This is a genomic window from Modestobacter sp. VKM Ac-2986 (assembly GCF_026967795.1).
In the GTDB taxonomy this organism is placed as follows: Bacteria; Actinomycetota; Actinomycetes; order Mycobacteriales; family Geodermatophilaceae; genus Modestobacter.
This window is the reverse complement of sequence record NZ_JAPVBH010000006.1, coordinates 144,730-160,291: the sequence shown is the minus strand read 5'-3', so window position 1 is coordinate 160,291 and position 15,562 is coordinate 144,730. Positions and strand designations below refer to the sequence as shown.

Here is a 15,562-nt window from a genome sequence, read left to right as displayed (position 1 = left end):
TCAGCGCGGGTAGGTGGCCGCGTAGGTGGCGAAGCGCTTGAGCGACAGGCGGACGCCGGCGGCGAAGACGGGCCTCACCAGCGGCCAGCCGGCCCGGCCCAGCGCGCCGAGGGGCAGGTCCAGGCCCTCGGTCCAGACGAACGTCGAGCCGCCGCCCGTGCGCGGGCGCACCTCGAACGTGCCCGTGCCGCGCACCACCCGGCCGGTGTGCCGCACGTCGACCCGGCGCGGGGCGTCCCAGCTGGTGATCAGCATGGTGTCCAGGACACCGAGCCGGCGGCCGAGCACCGGCAGCTTCACCCCGGTCACGGCGGCGAGCTCACCGCCCACGCCCTGCCCGCCCTGCGCGCCGGCGCGGACGTCGGTGAGCAGCATCCACTCGCCCTGCCGGTCCCAGTCGACCAGCGCCGCCCAGACCTGCTCGGGCGGTGCCTCCACGTCCACCTGCAGCACCAGTTCAGGCACGGTCGCGCTCCTCGTCCTCGTGGTCCGGGGGCACGGTCTGCGCCCGTCGGTGCTCGGCCTCCAGCTCGGCGATGCGGGCGTCCCGCTCGTCGAGCACCTGCGCGAACTGGTCCAGCAGCCAGTCGACCTCGGTCATCCGGTAGCCGCGGAACGCCACCGAGATCCGCAGCGCCCGCACGTCGTCGGCGACCACCGGCCGGTCGTCGGGCAGCTCGACCGGCGAGCGTCCCGGGACCGGCGGTGGCTGGCTCTCCCCGCGCCCGAGCAGCAGCGAGGCGCCCAGGAACAGCAGCCCGCCGACGACGAGCAGGCCGAGGACGAAGAGCAGCCCGGCCACGTCAGTCGTCGACCGGGGTGGAGCCGGGGACGGGGTCGCCCGGCCCCGGCTCGGTGCCGTGCTTCGCCCGCGCCGCGTCGGCGGCCTGGATGATCGCGACCGCCTCGGCGATGTCGTCGGTGACGTGCAGCAGCTCCAGGTCACCCGGACCGACGGTGCCCTGGGCGACCATCGTGTCCCGGATCCAGTCGATGAGCCCGGACCAGTAGGCGCTGCCGAAGAGGATCACCGGGAAGCGGGTGACCTTGCGGGTCTGCACCAGGGTGAGGGCCTCGAACAGCTCGTCGAGGGTGCCGAAGCCGCCGGGCAGGATCACGAAGGCCTGCGCGTACTTGACGAACATCGTCTTGCGCACGAAGAAGTAGCGGAACAGCACGCCGACGTCGACCCACTCGTTGAGCTCCTGCTCGAACGGCAGCTCGATGCCCAGCCCCACCGACATGCCGCCGGCCTCGCAGGCGCCCTTGTTGGCCGCCTCCATGGCGCCGGGGCCGCCGCCGGTGATCACCGCGTACCCGGCGTCGGCCAGCGCGGCGCCGAGCTGCACGCCGACCTCGTAGTACTCGGAGTCCCGCGGGGTGCGGGCGCTGCCGAACACGCTCACCGCGCGCGGCAGCTCGGCCAGCAGGCCGAAGCCCTCGACGAACTCGGCCTGGATGCGGAGCACGCGCCACGGGTCGGTGTGCACCCAGTCGCTGCTCCCCCGCCGGTCCAGCAGCCGCTGGTCGGTCGTCGTCCCCACCGTGCCGGGGTCGGGCTCGCCGCCCCGCAGGGCGATCGGGCCGCGGTGCCGGATCGGCCGGCGTCGTGCGTCCTCGGGCTGGCTCATGCGTCGCTCCCCGTGTCGTCGGTCAGGTAGGCCACCAGCGCGTCCTCGGCCGGTTGCAGGCGGTCGACGCGGGTGTACTCGCCGACCTGGTGGGCCAGGTTCGGGTCACCGGGGCCGAAGTTGAGCGCCGGGATGCCGAAGGCGGCGAACCGGGCGACGTCGGTCCAGCCCAGCTTGGCCCGCGCCGGCTGGCCGACCGCGGCGAGGAACGCCGCGGCGGCGGGCTCGGACAGCCCGGGCAGCGCGCCGCCGGAGAGGTCGGTGACCTCGAACCCCACCCCGGCGGCCAGCGCGTCGGCGAACACCTCGCGCACGTGGGCCACGGCGTCGTCCTCGTCCCGGTCGGGGGCGAAGCGGAAGTTCACGGTCACCCGGCACTCGTCGGGGACGACGTTGCCGGCGACCCCGCCCTCGATGCGCACGGCGTTGAGGCCCTCGCGGTAGTGCAGCCCGTCGATCTCCACCTCGCGCGCCTCGTAGGCCGCCAGCGTCGCCAGCAGCCCGGCCGCGCCGTGCACCGCGTTGACGCCCAGCCATGAGCGGGCGCTGTGCGCGCGCGTGCCGGTCACGGTGAGGACGACGCGCAGCGTGCCCTGGCAGCCGCCCTCGATCGCGCCGTCGGTGGGCTCCATGAGGATCGCGAGGTCGCCGTAGAGCCAGCCGCGGTGCTCCCGCGCCACCCGGCCGAGGCCGTTGCGGACCGCCTCGACCTCCTCGTTGTCGTAGAAGACGAAGGTGAGGTCACGTGCCGGCTCGGCACCGGGGACGCCGAAGCGGCCGGCCAGCCGCAGCATCACCGCGTCGCCGGCCTTCATGTCGGAGGTGCCGCAGCCGTACAGCCGCTCCTCGCCGTCGACGGTCTCCAGCCGGCTCGGCACGTTGTCCGCGATCGGCACGGTGTCCAGGTGGCCGGCCAGCACGATCCGGGAGTCGCGGTCGGAGTTCGTGCGGGCCAGCACCGTGTCGCCGACCCGGAGGACCTCCAGACCGCCGAGCCCGCGCAGCGCCGTCTCGACCGCGTCGGCCAGCGGCCCCTCGGTACCCGACACCGACGGGGCGTCGACCAGGGCGCGGGTCAGGGTCAGGACGTCGGCGGTCAGGTCGAGCGGGGGCAACGGCTGGTCGGGGCTCACGGCTCACGACCCTATGTGCCCGCGTCCACCCACAGCGCTCCGGACGGTCGCGGCCCGCCTACGGTGTCGCGGTGCCCCGGAGCCTGCTGATCCCCTCGTCCTACGTCTTCCTCCTCCGGGACGGCGCGGGCGGTGGCACCGAGGTGCTGCTGCACCTGCGGCAGGGCACCGGCTACATGGACGGGCACTGGGCGAGCCTGGCCGGGCACGTCGAGGCCGAGGAGACCGCGTTCGCCGCCGCCGTCCGGGAGGTGCGGGAGGAGGCCGGGATCGAGCTCGACCCGGCCGACCTGCAGCCGCTGACCGCCGTCCACCGGGTCACGCCGGGAGCCGGGCAGGTCGAGCAGCGGGTCGACTTCTTCTTCGCCGTCCGCCGGTGGTCCGGTGAGCCGCGGGTGGCCGAGCCGGGCAAGAACGCCGGCCTGGCGTGGTTCCCGCTCACCGCGCTGCCCGACCCGGTGCAGCCGCAGGAGGCCCAGGTGCTGGCCTTCCTCGCCGCCGGGGACCCGCTGCCGGCCGTGCTGCTGGCAGCCGCCTCGGTAGCGTGACGGGCGTGACGAGCAACGAGCAGACCACCGGCGCCAACGGTGTGGGCCTGGCCACCGTGACCACCGACGGCACCGTGCTGGACACCTGGTTCCCCGCCCCCGCGCTCAGCAGCGCCGACCAGGGCGAGACCGGCACCCAGCAGATCGGCGCCGAGGAGCTGACCGGCCTGCTCGGGGGCGAGTACGCCGGCCTGGTGCGCACCGACGACGCCCGCGGCGTGCAGGTGGTCGCGGTGTCGACCACGATCGCCGACCTCGCCGCTGCCCCGGTCGACACCTACGACGCCTACCTGCGGCTCCACCTGCTGTCCTCCCGGCTCGTCCGTCCGCACGGCGCGAACCTGGACGGCGTCTTCGGGCTGCTGGCCAACGTGGCCTGGACCTCCGCCGGCCCGGTGCTGGCCACCGACCTGACCCCGGCCCGCCGGGCGCTGCTGCATGCCGCGCACGGCCACGTGACCGTCTTCGGCGTGGACAAGTTCCCGCGGATGGTCGACTACGTGCTCCCCTCCGGCGTGCGGGTCGCCGACGCCGACCGGGTGCGGCTGGGCGCGCACCTGGCCGAGGGCACCACCGTCATGCACGAGGGCTTCGTCAACTTCAACGCCGGCACGCTGGGCGCCTCCATGGTCGAGGGCCGGATCAGCGCGGGCGTGGTCGTCGGCGCCGGCTCCGACGTCGGTGGCGGCGCCTCGATCATGGGCACCCTGTCCGGTGGTGGGAAGCAGGTCATCGCCATCGGTGAGGGCACCCTGCTGGGCGCCAACTCCGGCATCGGCATCTCCCTCGGCGACGGCTGCGTCGTGGAGGCCGGCTGTTACGTCACCGCCGGGTCCAAGGTCACGCTGCCCGACGGGACGACGGTGAAGGCCGCCGAGCTCTCCGGGCGGGACGGGCTGCTGTTCCGGCGCAACTCGGTCTCCGGGGCGCTGGAGGCCGTGGCCCGCAACGGCGACTGGGGCAGCCTGAACGCCGCACTGCACGCGAACTGACGGCACGGGTCCGTCGCTCCCCGGTCTGCACAGCCGGCCGCCCTACGATCGGCGGGTGGCGGGGAGCACGGCGGTGAGGCGACGGCCACCGGCCCGCCGGCCGTCCCGTCGGCGCCCCCTCGCGCTGCGGGCGCTGCTGGTCCTGCTGGCGGTGCTCGTCGCCCTGGTCGTCGTCTCCGTCGGCGGAGGAGGATCGTCGGCCGTGGCCACCGACTGCTCGATCGCCGGCTCGGACCTCCGGGTGTCCGCCGAGGTGGCCGCCAACGCCGCGACCATCGCCGCCGTCGCCCGCTCCCGCGGCCTGCCGGTGCGGGCCACGGTGATCGCGCTGGCCACCGCACAGCAGGAGTCCCGGATCCGCAACCTCGACTTCGGCGACCGCGACTCCCTGGGCCTGTTCCAGCAGCGGCCCTCGCAGGGCTGGGGCTCGGAGGCCCAGGTGCAGGACCCGGTGTACGCCACGGGCAAGTTCCTCGACGGGCTGGTCGAGGTGCGCGGCTGGGAGACCGGGCGGCTCACCGAGGTCGCCCAGGCGGTGCAGCGCAGCGGCTTCCCGGAGGCCTACCAGCAGTGGGAGCCCATGGCGACGGCGCTGGCCGGCGCGCTGCTGTCCGACCAGCCGGGCCAGTTCACCTGCACCTACCGCCCGGACGACGTCGCGGGCTCGATCGACCCGCGCACGGCCGCGGTCGCCGAGGCGCTGCGCCGCGAGGCGGGCCCCGCCGAGCCCCACCTCGGCGGCAGCATCACCGTCCCCGGTGAGGGCTGGCCGGCCGCGAGCTGGGCGGTGGCGCACGCCGCCCGGCTGCAGCTGGCGTCGATCCGGTACGCCGGGTGGGAGTGGACGGCGGAGACCGGCTGGGCCGAGGGCGCCGGCGACCCGGGCGTCCTCACCGTGCAGCTCCCTCTCTGACCGGGGTCCGCCGACCGGCAGGATGAGGTCATGGACACCCGCGCACTCGGAACACAGGGCCTCACCGTCTCCGCCGTCGGGCTGGGCTGCATGGGCATGAGCGCCTGGTACGGCGCCTTCGACGACGCCGAGTCGACCGCCACCCTGCACCGCGCCCTCGACCTGGGCGTCACCTTCCTCGACACCGCCGACGTCTACGGCCCCCTGACCAACGAGCGGCTGCTGGCCGGCGTGCTGGCCGAGCGCCGCGACGAGGTCGTGCTGGCCACCAAGTTCGGCAACGAGCTGGACGACGAGGGCGTGCGCACCGGCGGGAACAACGGCCGGCCGGAGTACGTGCGCAAGTCCGTCGACGGCTCGCTCCAGCGGCTGGGCATCGACGTCATCGACCTCTACTACCAGCACCGCGTCGACCCCGACACCCCCGTCGAGGAGACCTTCGGTGCCCTCGGCGAGCTGGTCGCTGCGGGCAAGGTGCGCTACATCGGCATCAGCGAGGCCGCCCCGGACACCATCCGCCGCGCGCACGCCACGCACCCGCTGACCGCCGTGCAGACGGAGTGGTCGCTGTTCACCCGGGACGTGGAGGACAACGGCGTGCTGGCCACCGTCCGCGAGCTCGGCATCGGCTTCGTGCCCTACTCCCCGCTGGGCCGCGGCTTCCTGTCGGGCAAGTACCGCTCGGTCGACGACTTCGAGGACGGCGACTTCCGCCGCACCTCCCCCCGCTTCCAGGGCGAGAACTTCGCGAAGAACCTCGAGGTGCTCGACCGGGTCGTGGCGATCGCGGAGGACAAGGGCGTCACCCCCAGCCAGCTCGCGCTGGCCTGGGTGCTGGCCCAGGGCGAGGACGTCGTGCCGATCCCGGGCACCCGGCGCATCGCGAACCTCGAGGAGAACGTGGCCGCCGTCGACGTCACCCTGACGCCTGCGGAGCTGGCCTCCATCGAGGCGGCTGCGCCGGTCGGGGTCGCCGCGGGCGAGCGCTACGCCCCCACGGGCATGACCTCGCTGCACCGCTGACCCCCGCGGCGGGGTGCTCCTGTCCTCGGGGCTACCCCGCCGCGTTCATCAGGAGGGTCGCGCTGAGCAGCGCGGCCAGCGAGCGCACGGTGTTCCACCGGGTCCAGACACCAGCGGCGTCCGCCCACGTCCGCCCCGCACCCGCGTCGCCGGCGTCCAGCGCCGCGAGCGCGTCGTTGAGCGGGACGTTGGCCAGCACCGTCACCCCCACGACCCCTGCCAGGTAGAGCGCCGCAGCGGCCGGCACCAGCAGCCGGCGGTCGCCGGCGAGCTCGAGCGCGGCCAGCACCAGACACAGCAGTGCGGTGCCGAACAGCAGCGTCATGAACACCGGGCGGACGGCGGTGCGGTTGACCGACTGCATCGCGGCCAGGCCCACCGGTGCCGGCAGCGTGACCAGCGCCGGCATCACCACCAGGGTGAAGACGGCGAAGCACCCGGCGACCAGGCCGGACCCCAGCGCGGCGGCGGCCAGCGCCGGGGTCACGTCCAGCACCCGGCGGCTGCGCTGCGGCGCACCGCCTCGGTGAGGTCGGTGGCCGGCCGGCCCAGCGCGCGCTGCACCCCGTCGGTCGGGCTCGCGTTGCGGCCGTCGAGCACCTCGCGGAACAGGTGGGTCAGCAGTGCGACCACGTCCTCGGGCACACCCGCCGCCGCCAGCTCCGCGGTGTGCTCCGCGAGGGTCACCGACCGGAAGCGCATCGGCCGGCCGGTGGCCGCGGCGACCTCCGCGACCGCCGCCGCGAAGGTCAGTGCCCGGGGGCCGGTGAGCTCGTGGACGCGCCCGGCGTGCCCGTCGTCCAGGAGCGCGGCCACCGCGACGTCGGCGATGTCGTCGGCGTCGACGAACGGCTCCACCACGTCGTCCACCGGCAGGGCCAGCTCCCCGTCCCGCAGCGGCCCGGCGAACTGGCCCTCGGTGAAGTTCTGCACGAACCAGGAGCAGCGCACCACCGTCCAGGCCAGGCCGGCCTCGTCGGCGGCCGCCCGCACCGCCAGCTCCGCGGCCTGCGCTGCCGGCTCGCCGCGGCCGGACAGCAGCACCACCCGGCGCACCCCGGCGGCGGCCGCGCGGCGGGTGACGGCGGCCAGGACGTCGTCGGAGCCGGGCACGGCCAGGTCGGGGGCGTAGGCCAGCCACACGGCGTCGACCCTGGCGAGGGCGGGGTCCCAGCTGCCGGGGTCGGCCCAGTCGAGGTGGCACGGGCTGGTCCGCGAGGCCACCCGTGCGGTCACGCCCCGCGCTCGCAGGCGCTGGGCCACCCGGGCGCCGGTCGTCCCGGTGCCGCCGGTCACGAGGATCGTCTGTTCGCTCATGCGGACCAGTACAGCCGCCCCCGGTGAGACGGGACATGGTCCAACGGCTCGGCTGCATGCTCCGGCGTCTACGGTGCCGGCATGGACGCCGTCGCCGCCCTGCTCGACGCCCCGCGGGCCCGGGACGCCTTCCTGCTGCGGTCGGTGCTCCGGGCACCGTGGTCGATGCGGATCGCGGACCGGGCCCCGCTGACCGTCCTCGTGGTGCTGCGCGGTGTCGCCTGGGTCGTGCCGGCCGACGGCCTCGCCGCGCAGGTGGGCGCCGGGGACGTCGTCCTGCTGCGCGGGCCCCGGCCGTACACGGTGGCCGACGACCCCGGCACGCCCCCACAGGTGGTGATCGGCCCCGGCCAGGTGTGCACGCCCGTCGAGCGCGGCACCGCGCCGATGGGCGAGCTGGGCACCCGCGCCTGGGGCAACGACCCCGACGGCGACACCGTGCTGCTGACCGGCACCTACCCGGCGCCCGGCGCGGTCGGTGAGCGCCTGGTGCGGGCGCTGCCGGAGCTGGTCGTCGTCCCGGCCGACGAGGGCACCCGGGCGGTCACCGGGCTGCTCGCCGGGGAGCTGGCCCGGGACACCCCGGGGCAGGGCGCGGTGCTCGACCGCCTGCTGGACGTCACCCTGGTCTGCGCGCTGCGCACCTGGGGCGCCCGGCCGGACGTCGGCGCCCCAGGCTGGTACCGGGCGGCAGGCGACCCGGTCGTGGGGCCGGCCCTGGACCTGCTGCACACCCGCCCGGCCGACCCGTGGACGGTGGCCTCGCTCGCCGCGGAGGTCGGGGTCGCCCGGGCCACGCTGGCCCGCCGGTTCACCGACCTCGTGGGCGAGCCGCCGATGGGCTACCTGACCGGGTGGCGGATAGCCGTCGCCGCCGACCTGCTCCGCGACCCGCAGCTCACGCTGACCGCCATCGCCCGCCGGGTGGGCTACGCCAGCCCGTTCGCGCTCAGCTCGGCGTTCAAGCGGGCCACCGGCGTCAGCCCCGCCGCGCACCGGGCCGGCGTCCCCGGTCCCGCGGGAAGGCCGGCGGCCACCGGTGGCTTGCACCTGCCATGACCTCCATCGCGATCATCGGTGCCGGCTCCGGACTCGGGGCGGCCGTGGCCCGCCGGTTCGGCGCCGAGGGCTTCTCCGTCGGCCTCCTCTCCCGCTCCCAGGCCCGGGTCGACGCCCTGGCCGAGGACCTGCGCCGGGACGGCGTCCACGCGCAGGGCTTCGCCGCCGACGCCCGCGACCCCGCCTCGCTGACCCGGGCGCTGGAGCAGGTGACCGCTGCCCTCGGCCCGATCGAGGTGCTGCAGTACAGCCCGCTGCCGCAGAAGGACTTCATGCGCCCGGTGCTGGAGACCACGCCGGCCGACCTGGTCGGCCCGGTCGAGTTCTCGATCTACGGCCCGGTCGCCGCCGTCCACCAGGTGCTGCCGGGCATGCGCTTCCTGGGCGAGAACCGGGGCACGATCCTCTTCGTCAACGGTGGCTCCGCCGTCAAGCCCGGGCGGGGCGTCACCGGGACGTCGATCGCCTTCGCCGGGCAGGCCGCCTACGCCCAGCTGCTGCACGAGGTGCTCGGCGAGGAGGGCATCCAGGTGTCCCAGCTGGTCATCGGCGGGAAGATCGTCGCCGGCGACCCGGAGAAGGACCCCGACGTCCTGGCCGGCGTGCTGTGGGACCTGCACACCCGCCGCGACCGGTTCCGCCACCAGATCAGCGCCGACTGACCGCCCGCACCTCGACCGGCACCGCCGCCGTCAGCCCGCGAGGCGGGCGGCGGCGGCGTCGACGCGCTCGTCGGTGGCGGTGAGCGCCATCCGCACGTGCTGCGCACCGGCCGGGCCGTAGAAGCTGCCCGGGGCGGCCACGATGCCCAGCCCGGCCAGCCAGTCGATCGTCGTCCAGCAGTCCTCGTCGCGGGTCACCCAGAGGTAGAGCCCGGCCTCGGAGTGGTCGATCCGGGCGCCAGCGGCGCGCACCGCGGCGGCCAGCCGGTCGCGGCGGGCCCGGTAGCGCTCCCGCTGGACGGCGACGTGCTCGTCGTCGGCGAGTGCTGCGGCCATCGCCGCCTGCACCGGGGTCGGGACCAGCAGGCCCAGGTGACGGCGGGTCTCCCAGACGCGGCGGACCAGCGCCGGGTCGCCCGACAGCAGCCCGGCGCGGTAGCCGGCGGCCGTCGACTGCTTGGACAGCGAGTGCACCGCGAGCAGCCCGGTGTGGTCGTCGCCGGCGATCGCCGGGTGCAGCACCGACCGCGGCTGGACCTCCCAGCCCAGCTCGACGTAGCACTCGTCGGCGACCACGGGCACGCCGTGCCTGCGCCCCCAGGTGACCCAGGCGCGCAGCTGGTCGTCGGTGAGCACCCGGCCGTGCGGGTTGCCCGGGGAGTTCAGCCAGACCAGGACGGCGTCGCCCGGCGTCTCCGGCGGGGTGTCGGTGCGCAGCACGGACAGGCCCGCCACGACCGCGCCGACCTCGTAGGTCGGGTAGGCGACCTCGGGGATCAGCACGGTGCCGCTGCCGGAGAGCCTCAGGAGCGTGGGCAGCAGGGCCACCAGCTCCTTGGAGCCCACGGTCGGGATCACCGACGGGTCGGCGCCGAACGGGTCGGCGAGCTGCACCCCGAGACGGCGGGAGAGCCAGCCGGCGGCGGCTCGGCGCACGTCGGCGGTGCCGAGCGCGGTCGGGTACCCGGGGGCGTCACCGGCCGCGGCCAGCGCCTCGCCCAGCAGCGGCGGGGTCGGGTCGACCGGCGTGCCGATCGAGAGGTCGACCACGCCGCCGCTGTGCTCAGCGGCCCGGGCGCGGGCTGCGGCGAGCGAGTCCCAGGGGAAGTCCGGCAGCCGGACCGCGCTCAGTGCCCCTCGCCCTGCGGCGGGAGGGCGGCGACCAGCGGGTGGTCCTTGTCGATCTTGCCGGTCTTGGCCGCGCCACCGGGGCTGCCCAGGTCGGAGAAGAACTCCACGTTGGCGTTGTAGAAGTCCTTCCACTTGTCCGGGACGTCGTCCTCGTAGTAGATGGCCTCCACCGGGCAGACCGGCTCGCAGGCACCGCAGTCCACGCACTCGTCGGGGTGGATGTAGAGCATCCGGTCGCCCTCGTAGATGCAGTCCACCGGACACTCGTCGATGCACGCCTTGTCGAGGACGTCGACGCAGGCCTGGGTGATGACGTAGGTCACGGGGGATCTCCTCCGAGGAGCGGCCCTGGCTGGCCAGGGGGTGCGATCGAACACGGCAAGTATCACCCGGGACCCCCGGTGCGGGCGCGACGGGTGGCCGGGACCCGCTGCAGCGGCCCCTCGGGCGGGGACGCAGGATCTCCTGCATGGGACAGGCACGGTCACCACTGGGCGTCGCGGACCTGCAGCGGGTCGCGGCGCGGGGCTGGCGGGCACCGGAGGAGGACCGGCTGGGCGACTGGCTGCTGCGCGCCGCGGGCGGCTTCACCGGCCGGGCGAACTCGGCGCTGGTCGTCGGCGACCCGGGGGTCCCGCTGCCCGAGGCCGTCGCCGCGGTGGCCCGCTGGTACGCCGACCGCGGGCTGACCCCGGCCGCGATGCTCCCCGGCGTCCAGGCCCGCTCCGCCGACGCCGCGTTCGCCGCCGCCGGCTGGCAGCGCGGGGGCACCGTGCTCGTGCTGACCGCGCCGCTCGGCGCTCCTGCCGCACCTGCGGTGCCGGTGGAGCTCTCCCCCACCCCGGACGACGCCTGGCTGGCCACCTACGCGGACGGCGGCACGCTGCCACCGGCCGCGCACCAGGTGCTGACCGGCGCCGAGGACGTCGTCTTCGCCACGGTCCGCCGTGGGCCGGTCGCTGCCGCCGTGGCCCGCGGGGTGCTCACCGACGGCTGGCTCGGCGTCAGCGCGGTGGAGGTCGACCCGGCGCACCGCCGTCAGGGGCTGGGCACGGCACTGCTGGACGCGCTGCGGGGCTGGGCCGGGGAGCGCGGCGCGCACTCGGTGTACCTGCAGGTGACCGAGGACAACGCGCCGGCACGCGCGCTCTACCGCCGGGCGGGCCTCATCGAGCAGCACCGCTACTGGTACCGGCGGCTGCCCGGCTGACCGGCGGACTGCCCAGCGTCCGGCCCACGGCGAAGGCGGCCGCGACCACGCCGACCAGCAGGAAGCCCAGGTTGACCACCTGGGTGACCGCGTCCCCGCCGGTGATCAGCAGGTCGCCCTCCGAGCGGCGGGAGCCGGCCGCCAGCGCGACACCCAGCCACACCAGCGCGGGCAGGACGGCGACCAGCCGCGACCCGGACAGCCGCCGGGCCACGTCCACCAGGAGCACGTTGCCGAACACCGCCGCGAGGAGGGACACCGGCACCGGGACCCCGCCGACCCGCAGCGGCAGCCAGAAGACCTCGACCAGCGCCAGCCAGGCCGCGACGACGACGGCCGCCAGCGCCCAGCCGGCCAGCTGCAGCCCCCTCACCCGGGCTCCCCGGGCGTCCCGGTGTCCAGGCCGGCGAAGAGGTCGTCCTCCCAGCCCTCCGGACCGGGGCCGGCCGGGCCGCGGACGCCACGGACGAGGCGGTAGTGCTCGGTGCCCAGCACCGGCTGGCCGATGCCGTTGGACAGGGCGAAGAACGGCTCGTCGACGGTGATCTGCGTGCGGTGGGCGCGCATGGCCGCCGCCTTGGCGGCGATGTGCGCCCCGCCGTCGACCGCGGTGGTGACCAGCTCGTCGGGGACGGCGAACGGCACGTGGTCCAGCTCGCCGAGCGGGGTGAACGGCGCCTGCTCCCCCAGCGCGGCCAGCGCGTCGGTGCCGCTGCGCACGACGGAGCGGGGCATGGCGTTCCAGTAGACCTTGGCCACGGTCCACGGCGCGCCCAGCTCCGGGTGACAGCCGGGGTCGGCGGCCGCGTCGACCGCGCTCATCGCGACCCGGTGGGCCTGCACGTGGTCGGGGTGGCCGTACCCGCCGACCTCGTCGTAGGTGACCAGCACCTGGGGGCGCACCTCGCGGAGGACGGCGACCGCCTGCGCGACGGCCCCGGCCAGGTCGGCCCGCCAGAAGGCGCGGGGCCGGTCGTTGGCCGGGGTCCCGATCATCCCGGAGTCGCGGTGGTGCCCGGCGCCGCCGAGGAACCGCCGGTCGGTGACCCCGAGGGCGCTCATCGCCGCGTCGAGCTCGGCGACCCGGTAGCCCCCGAGCTGGTCCGCGGCGTCGGCGGCCAGCTGCGCCAGCTCGGGCACCAGGATCTCGCCCTCCTCGCCCAGCGTGCAGGTGAGCAGCGTGACCTGGGCGCCCTCGGCGACGTACCGGGCCATCGTGGCCCCGTTGTTGATCGTCTCGTCGTCGGGATGGGCGTGCACGAAGAGCACGCGGCGAGCAGGTGCGGTCACCAGCCCATTAGACCGTGACCGACACGGACGTCCGGCACGCCCCGCTCCCACGGACGCGAGCGCAGCGAGCTGTCGGTGCCGGGCACGGACCCGCAGGGTCCTGCCCGACACCGACGAAGGCGCGGCACCCGTGCTGCCCCGCCGAGAGGCGGCGCTGCAGTGCGCGAGCAGAGCGAGCTGTCGGATCCGAGCACGGACCCGGAGGGTCCTGCTCGGATCCGACGAAGCGGCTCACCGCGAGCCGGGACGGCACCTGGCCGCGGTGTGATCCGCCAGGATCACAAGACCGATGCAGCCTCGGCGTAGTGGCAGGCGTTGAGGTGGCCGGTGCCGCGGTCCTCGAGCTTCGGGTCGACGGTCATGCAGATCTCCCGCTGCCCGTCGGTGAGGACGTTGGCGAACTTCTGGCAGCGGGTGCGGAACCGGCAACCCGAGGGCGGGTTGGCCGGGCTGGGGACGTCGCCGGAGATGATGATCCGCTGGCGGGCCCGCTCGCGGCGGGGGTCGGGCAGCGGGATCGCCGACAGCAGCGCCTGGGTGTAGGGGTGCACCGGCCGGCTGAACAGCTCGTCCTGGTCGGCGACCTCGATGATCCGGCCGAGGTACATGACCGCGACCCGGTCGGAGATGTGCCGGACCACCGACAGGTCGTGGGCGATGAACAGGTAGCTGAGGCCCAGCTCGTTCTTCAGGTCCTCGAGCAGGTTGATGACGCCGGCCTGGATCGACACGTCGAGGGCCGACACCGGCTCGTCGAGGACGAGCACCTTGGGCTGCAGGGCCAGCGCGCGGGCGATGCCGATGCGCTGCCGCTGCCCGCCGGAGAACTCCGCCGGGTAGCGGTTGGTGTGCTCGGGGTTGAGCCCGACGGTCTCGACGAGCTCGCGCACCCGCGCGCGCAGCTCCTTGTCGTCCTTGGTGAGCCCGTGGATGACCAGCGGCTCGGCGACGATGTCGAAGACCGGCAGCCGCGGGTTGAGCGAGGCGTAGGGGTCCTGGAAGACCAGCTGGATGTCCCGGCGCAGCGGGCGCATCGCCTTGCGGTCCAGGCCGACGAGCTCGCGGCCCTGGAACACGACCGACCCGGCGGTGGCCGGCTGCAGGTTGAGGATGGCCCGCCCGGTGGTGGACTTGCCGCAGCCGGACTCGCCGACCAGGCCCAGCACCTCGCCGGGGTAGAGGTCCAGGTCGACGCCGTCCACGGCGCGCACCGCGCCGACGGTGCGCTTGATCAGCCCACCGCCCTTGATGGGGAAGTGCTTCTCCAGCCCGCGGACGGACAGGATCGGCTCACCGTGCCCGGTCGCGCCGCCTGTGGCGTGCTCGGTGATGGCGGTGCTCATGCCCGGTCTCCGTTCGTGGGGCTCGTCGGGGAGCTGATCAGGCTGCCGGTGCCACCGGGGACCCCGGCTCCGGGCTCGACCTGGTCGCCCGGCGGGGTGGCCGGCGCGGCGGCGTCCCGGCCGCCCTCGGCGGTGGCGAGGTCGGCGGGCAGGGCGTCGGAGGCCAGCACGGCGTCGTCGGAGGTCTCGCTGAAGACCTCGGCGGCGTGGCCGTGGGCGCCGGCGACCTGCTCGGTGCGGATGCAGGCCGCGGTGTGGCCCGGGCCGACCTGGAAGCGCTCGGGCTCGGCCTCGTCGCACTCGGCGATGTGCAGGGGGCAGCGCGGCGCGAACGGGCAGCCGGGCGGCATGTTCAGCAGCGAGGGCGGGGACCCGGTGATCGGGGTGAGCCGCTCGCGGGTGGTGGAGTCCACGCGGGGCAGGGAGCCCAGCAGCCCGAGGGTGTAGGGCATCCGGGGCTCGTAGTAAATGTCCTCGACGCTGCCGATCTCCACCGGGCGGCCGGCGTACATGACCAGCACGCGGTCGGCGATGCCGGCGACGACCCCCAGGTCGTGGGTGATCATCACCATCGCGGCACCGGTCTCGCTCAGCGCGGTCTGCAGCACCTCGAGGATCTGGGCCTGCACGGTGACGTCGAGGGCCGTGGTCGGCTCGTCGGCGATGATCACCTCGGGCTGGTTGGCCATGGCGATGGCGATGACCACGCGCTGGCGCATGCCGCCGGAGAACTCGTGTGGGTAGGAGTGCACCCGCTCGGCGGCGTTCGGGATGCCGACGAGCTCCAGCAGGTCGACCGCGCGCGCCTCGGCGGCCTTGGACGACAGCGACTTGTCGTGGACGCGCAGCGTCTCGGTGATCTGCGCACCGACCTTGTAGACCGGGTCCAGCGAGGTCATCGGGTCCTGGAAGATCATCGACACGCCCTTGCCGCGCACGCGCGACAGGCTGCGGTCGCTCTGCCCGAGCAGCTCCTGGCCGCGGTACTTGACCGAGCCGGTGACCCGCGCGGAGCCGGGCAGCAGGCCCATGACGGCCAGCGAGGTGACCGACTTGCCCGAGCCGGACTCGCCGACGATGCCGAGCACCTCCCCGGAGCGCAGCGTGTAGTCGACGCCGCGGACGGCGTGGACCAGGCCGTCCTCGGTCGGGAAACGGACGTTGAGGTCGGTGACCTCCAGCAGCGGCGCCGAGGCGTCGAAGCCGGCGAGGCTGGTGTTGCGGCCCTGCTCGGTGCGGCCGCGGCCCAGCGTCCCCGTGGAGGAGACGGCGGTGGCGCCGGTGGACCCGGGGGTGGACATGGGGGTCTC

General features: G+C 75.2%; 19 protein-coding genes. 7 read left to right on the top strand and 12 right to left on the bottom strand.

Annotated features, from left to right (window positions below; translation table 11 throughout):
* From O2W14_RS16230 to dapE, 4 genes are read right to left on the bottom strand one after another with little or no spacing between them, the layout of a single operon-like run.
* Complete coding sequence (locus O2W14_RS16230; RefSeq protein ID WP_269177148.1) at positions 1–465, bottom strand: SRPBCC family protein; 465 nt, start codon at positions 463–465, stop codon at positions 1–3.
* Entirely contained in the window at positions 458–802 is a 345-nt protein-coding gene (locus O2W14_RS16225; RefSeq protein WP_269177147.1) for a DivIVA domain-containing protein, read from the bottom strand. Before O2W14_RS16225 ends, O2W14_RS16230 begins: the two co-directional genes overlap by 8 nt.
* A 1-nt stretch (position 803) precedes the next feature.
* Positions 804–1,631, bottom strand: coding sequence for a TIGR00730 family Rossman fold protein (locus tag O2W14_RS16220; RefSeq protein WP_269177146.1), 828 nt, complete (start codon positions 1,629–1,631; stop codon positions 804–806).
* Positions 1,628–2,764, bottom strand: a complete 1,137-nt coding sequence (gene dapE / locus O2W14_RS16215) for a succinyl-diaminopimelate desuccinylase (RefSeq protein ID WP_269177145.1) — start codon at positions 2,762–2,764, stop codon at positions 1,628–1,630. The genes O2W14_RS16220 and dapE overlap by 4 nt, the downstream gene beginning before the upstream one ends.
* Before the next feature lie 71 nt (positions 2,765–2,835).
* Between dapE and O2W14_RS16210 the strand changes: the two genes are divergently transcribed.
* From O2W14_RS16210 to O2W14_RS16195, 4 genes are all read left to right on the top strand, one after another.
* Positions 2,836–3,312 (top strand): NUDIX domain-containing protein, encoded by a 477-nt coding sequence (locus O2W14_RS16210; protein ID WP_269177144.1) that lies wholly within the window; start codon positions 2,836–2,838, stop codon positions 3,310–3,312.
* A 5-nt stretch (positions 3,313–3,317) separates the two neighbouring features.
* On the top strand, positions 3,318–4,304 hold the full coding sequence (gene dapD / locus O2W14_RS16205) for a 2,3,4,5-tetrahydropyridine-2,6-dicarboxylate N-succinyltransferase (protein ID WP_269177143.1): 987 nt from the start codon (positions 3,318–3,320) through the stop codon (positions 4,302–4,304).
* A gap of 73 nt (positions 4,305–4,377) precedes the next feature.
* On the top strand, positions 4,378–5,217 hold the full coding sequence (locus O2W14_RS16200; RefSeq protein ID WP_269177142.1) for a hypothetical protein: 840 nt from the start codon (positions 4,378–4,380) through the stop codon (positions 5,215–5,217).
* A gap of 30 nt (positions 5,218–5,247) precedes the next feature.
* Positions 5,248–6,240 carry an aldo/keto reductase gene (locus O2W14_RS16195; RefSeq protein ID WP_269177141.1) on the top strand — a complete coding sequence of 331 codons (993 nt, stop codon included), beginning with the start codon at positions 5,248–5,250 and terminating at the stop codon, positions 6,238–6,240.
* Between the two features lie 31 nt (positions 6,241–6,271).
* On the opposite strand, the gene O2W14_RS16190 is transcribed toward O2W14_RS16195, so the two are convergent.
* Together O2W14_RS16190 and O2W14_RS16185 are read right to left on the bottom strand one after the other, a co-directional pair.
* On the bottom strand, positions 6,272–6,727 hold the full coding sequence (locus O2W14_RS16190; protein ID WP_269177140.1) for an anthrone oxygenase family protein: 456 nt from the start codon (positions 6,725–6,727) through the stop codon (positions 6,272–6,274).
* On the bottom strand, positions 6,724–7,557 hold the full coding sequence (locus O2W14_RS16185) for an NmrA family NAD(P)-binding protein (protein ID WP_269177139.1): 834 nt from the start codon (positions 7,555–7,557) through the stop codon (positions 6,724–6,726). Before O2W14_RS16185 ends, O2W14_RS16190 begins: the two co-directional genes overlap by 4 nt.
* Before the next feature lie 81 nt (positions 7,558–7,638).
* Here O2W14_RS16185 and O2W14_RS16180 point away from each other — a divergent pair, with 81 nt between their 5' ends.
* Both O2W14_RS16180 and O2W14_RS16175 read left to right on the top strand, forming a co-directional pair.
* A complete protein-coding gene (locus O2W14_RS16180) occupies positions 7,639–8,616 on the top strand; it encodes an AraC family transcriptional regulator (RefSeq protein ID WP_269177138.1) in 978 nt (325 codons plus the stop codon).
* Positions 8,613–9,278, top strand: a complete 666-nt coding sequence (locus tag O2W14_RS16175; RefSeq protein WP_269177137.1) for an SDR family NAD(P)-dependent oxidoreductase — start codon at positions 8,613–8,615, stop codon at positions 9,276–9,278. The genes O2W14_RS16180 and O2W14_RS16175 overlap by 4 nt, the downstream gene beginning before the upstream one ends.
* A gap of 30 nt (positions 9,279–9,308) precedes the next feature.
* Here O2W14_RS16175 and dapC read toward each other — a convergent pair whose 3' ends face one another.
* Positions 9,309–10,394 carry a succinyldiaminopimelate transaminase gene (gene dapC, locus O2W14_RS16170; protein WP_269177310.1) on the bottom strand — a complete coding sequence of 362 codons (1,086 nt, stop codon included), beginning with the start codon at positions 10,392–10,394 and terminating at the stop codon, positions 9,309–9,311.
* 11 nt (positions 10,395–10,405) lie between these two features.
* Positions 10,406–10,732: a ferredoxin gene (gene fdxA, locus O2W14_RS16165; RefSeq protein WP_163611556.1), complete on the bottom strand. Its 327-nt coding sequence runs from the start codon at positions 10,730–10,732 to the stop codon at positions 10,406–10,408.
* Positions 10,733–10,878: 146 nt separating this feature from the next.
* On the opposite strand from fdxA, the gene O2W14_RS16160 reads away from it, so the two are divergent.
* Positions 10,879–11,619: a GNAT family N-acetyltransferase gene (locus O2W14_RS16160; protein ID WP_269177136.1), complete on the top strand. Its 741-nt coding sequence runs from the start codon at positions 10,879–10,881 to the stop codon at positions 11,617–11,619.
* On the opposite strand, the gene O2W14_RS16155 is transcribed toward O2W14_RS16160, so the two are convergent.
* The 4 genes from O2W14_RS16155 to O2W14_RS16140 all read right to left on the bottom strand — a co-directional run bounded on the left by O2W14_RS16155 (position 11,576) and on the right by O2W14_RS16140 (position 15,553).
* Positions 11,576–11,992, bottom strand: coding sequence for a hypothetical protein (locus tag O2W14_RS16155; protein ID WP_269177135.1), 417 nt, complete (start codon positions 11,990–11,992; stop codon positions 11,576–11,578). The genes O2W14_RS16160 and O2W14_RS16155 overlap by 44 nt on opposite strands.
* Positions 11,989–12,909, bottom strand: coding sequence for an N-acetyl-1-D-myo-inositol-2-amino-2-deoxy-alpha-D-glucopyranoside deacetylase (mshB, locus tag O2W14_RS16150; RefSeq protein WP_269177134.1), 921 nt, complete (start codon positions 12,907–12,909; stop codon positions 11,989–11,991). The genes O2W14_RS16155 and mshB overlap by 4 nt, the downstream gene beginning before the upstream one ends.
* Positions 12,910–13,187: 278 nt before the next feature.
* A complete protein-coding gene (locus O2W14_RS16145) occupies positions 13,188–14,252 on the bottom strand; it encodes an ABC transporter ATP-binding protein (RefSeq protein ID WP_269177133.1) in 1,065 nt (354 codons plus the stop codon).
* Positions 14,249–15,553: an ABC transporter ATP-binding protein gene (locus O2W14_RS16140; RefSeq protein ID WP_269177132.1), complete on the bottom strand. Its 1,305-nt coding sequence runs from the start codon at positions 15,551–15,553 to the stop codon at positions 14,249–14,251. The genes O2W14_RS16145 and O2W14_RS16140 overlap by 4 nt, the downstream gene beginning before the upstream one ends.
* Between the last annotated feature and the right edge of the window lie 9 nt (positions 15,554–15,562).

Coding starts and splice junctions, on each gene's coding strand:
- O2W14_RS16220 (WP_269177146.1), bottom strand. CDS start 1,631: ATGAGCCAGCCCGAGGACGCACGACGCCGGCCGATCCGGCACCGCGGC.
- O2W14_RS16180 (WP_269177138.1), top strand. CDS start 7,639: ATGGACGCCGTCGCCGCCCTGCTCGACGCCCCGCGGGCCCGGGACGCC.
- O2W14_RS16145 (WP_269177133.1), bottom strand. CDS start 14,252: ATGAGCACCGCCATCACCGAGCACGCCACAGGCGGCGCGACCGGGCAC.
- O2W14_RS16140 (WP_269177132.1), bottom strand. CDS start 15,553: ATGTCCACCCCCGGGTCCACCGGCGCCACCGCCGTCTCCTCCACGGGG.
- O2W14_RS16185 (WP_269177139.1), bottom strand. CDS start 7,557: ATGAGCGAACAGACGATCCTCGTGACCGGCGGCACCGGGACGACCGGC.
- O2W14_RS16160 (WP_269177136.1), top strand. CDS start 10,879: ATGGGACAGGCACGGTCACCACTGGGCGTCGCGGACCTGCAGCGGGTC.
- O2W14_RS16195 (WP_269177141.1), top strand. CDS start 5,248: ATGGACACCCGCGCACTCGGAACACAGGGCCTCACCGTCTCCGCCGTC.
- O2W14_RS16175 (WP_269177137.1), top strand. CDS start 8,613: ATGACCTCCATCGCGATCATCGGTGCCGGCTCCGGACTCGGGGCGGCC.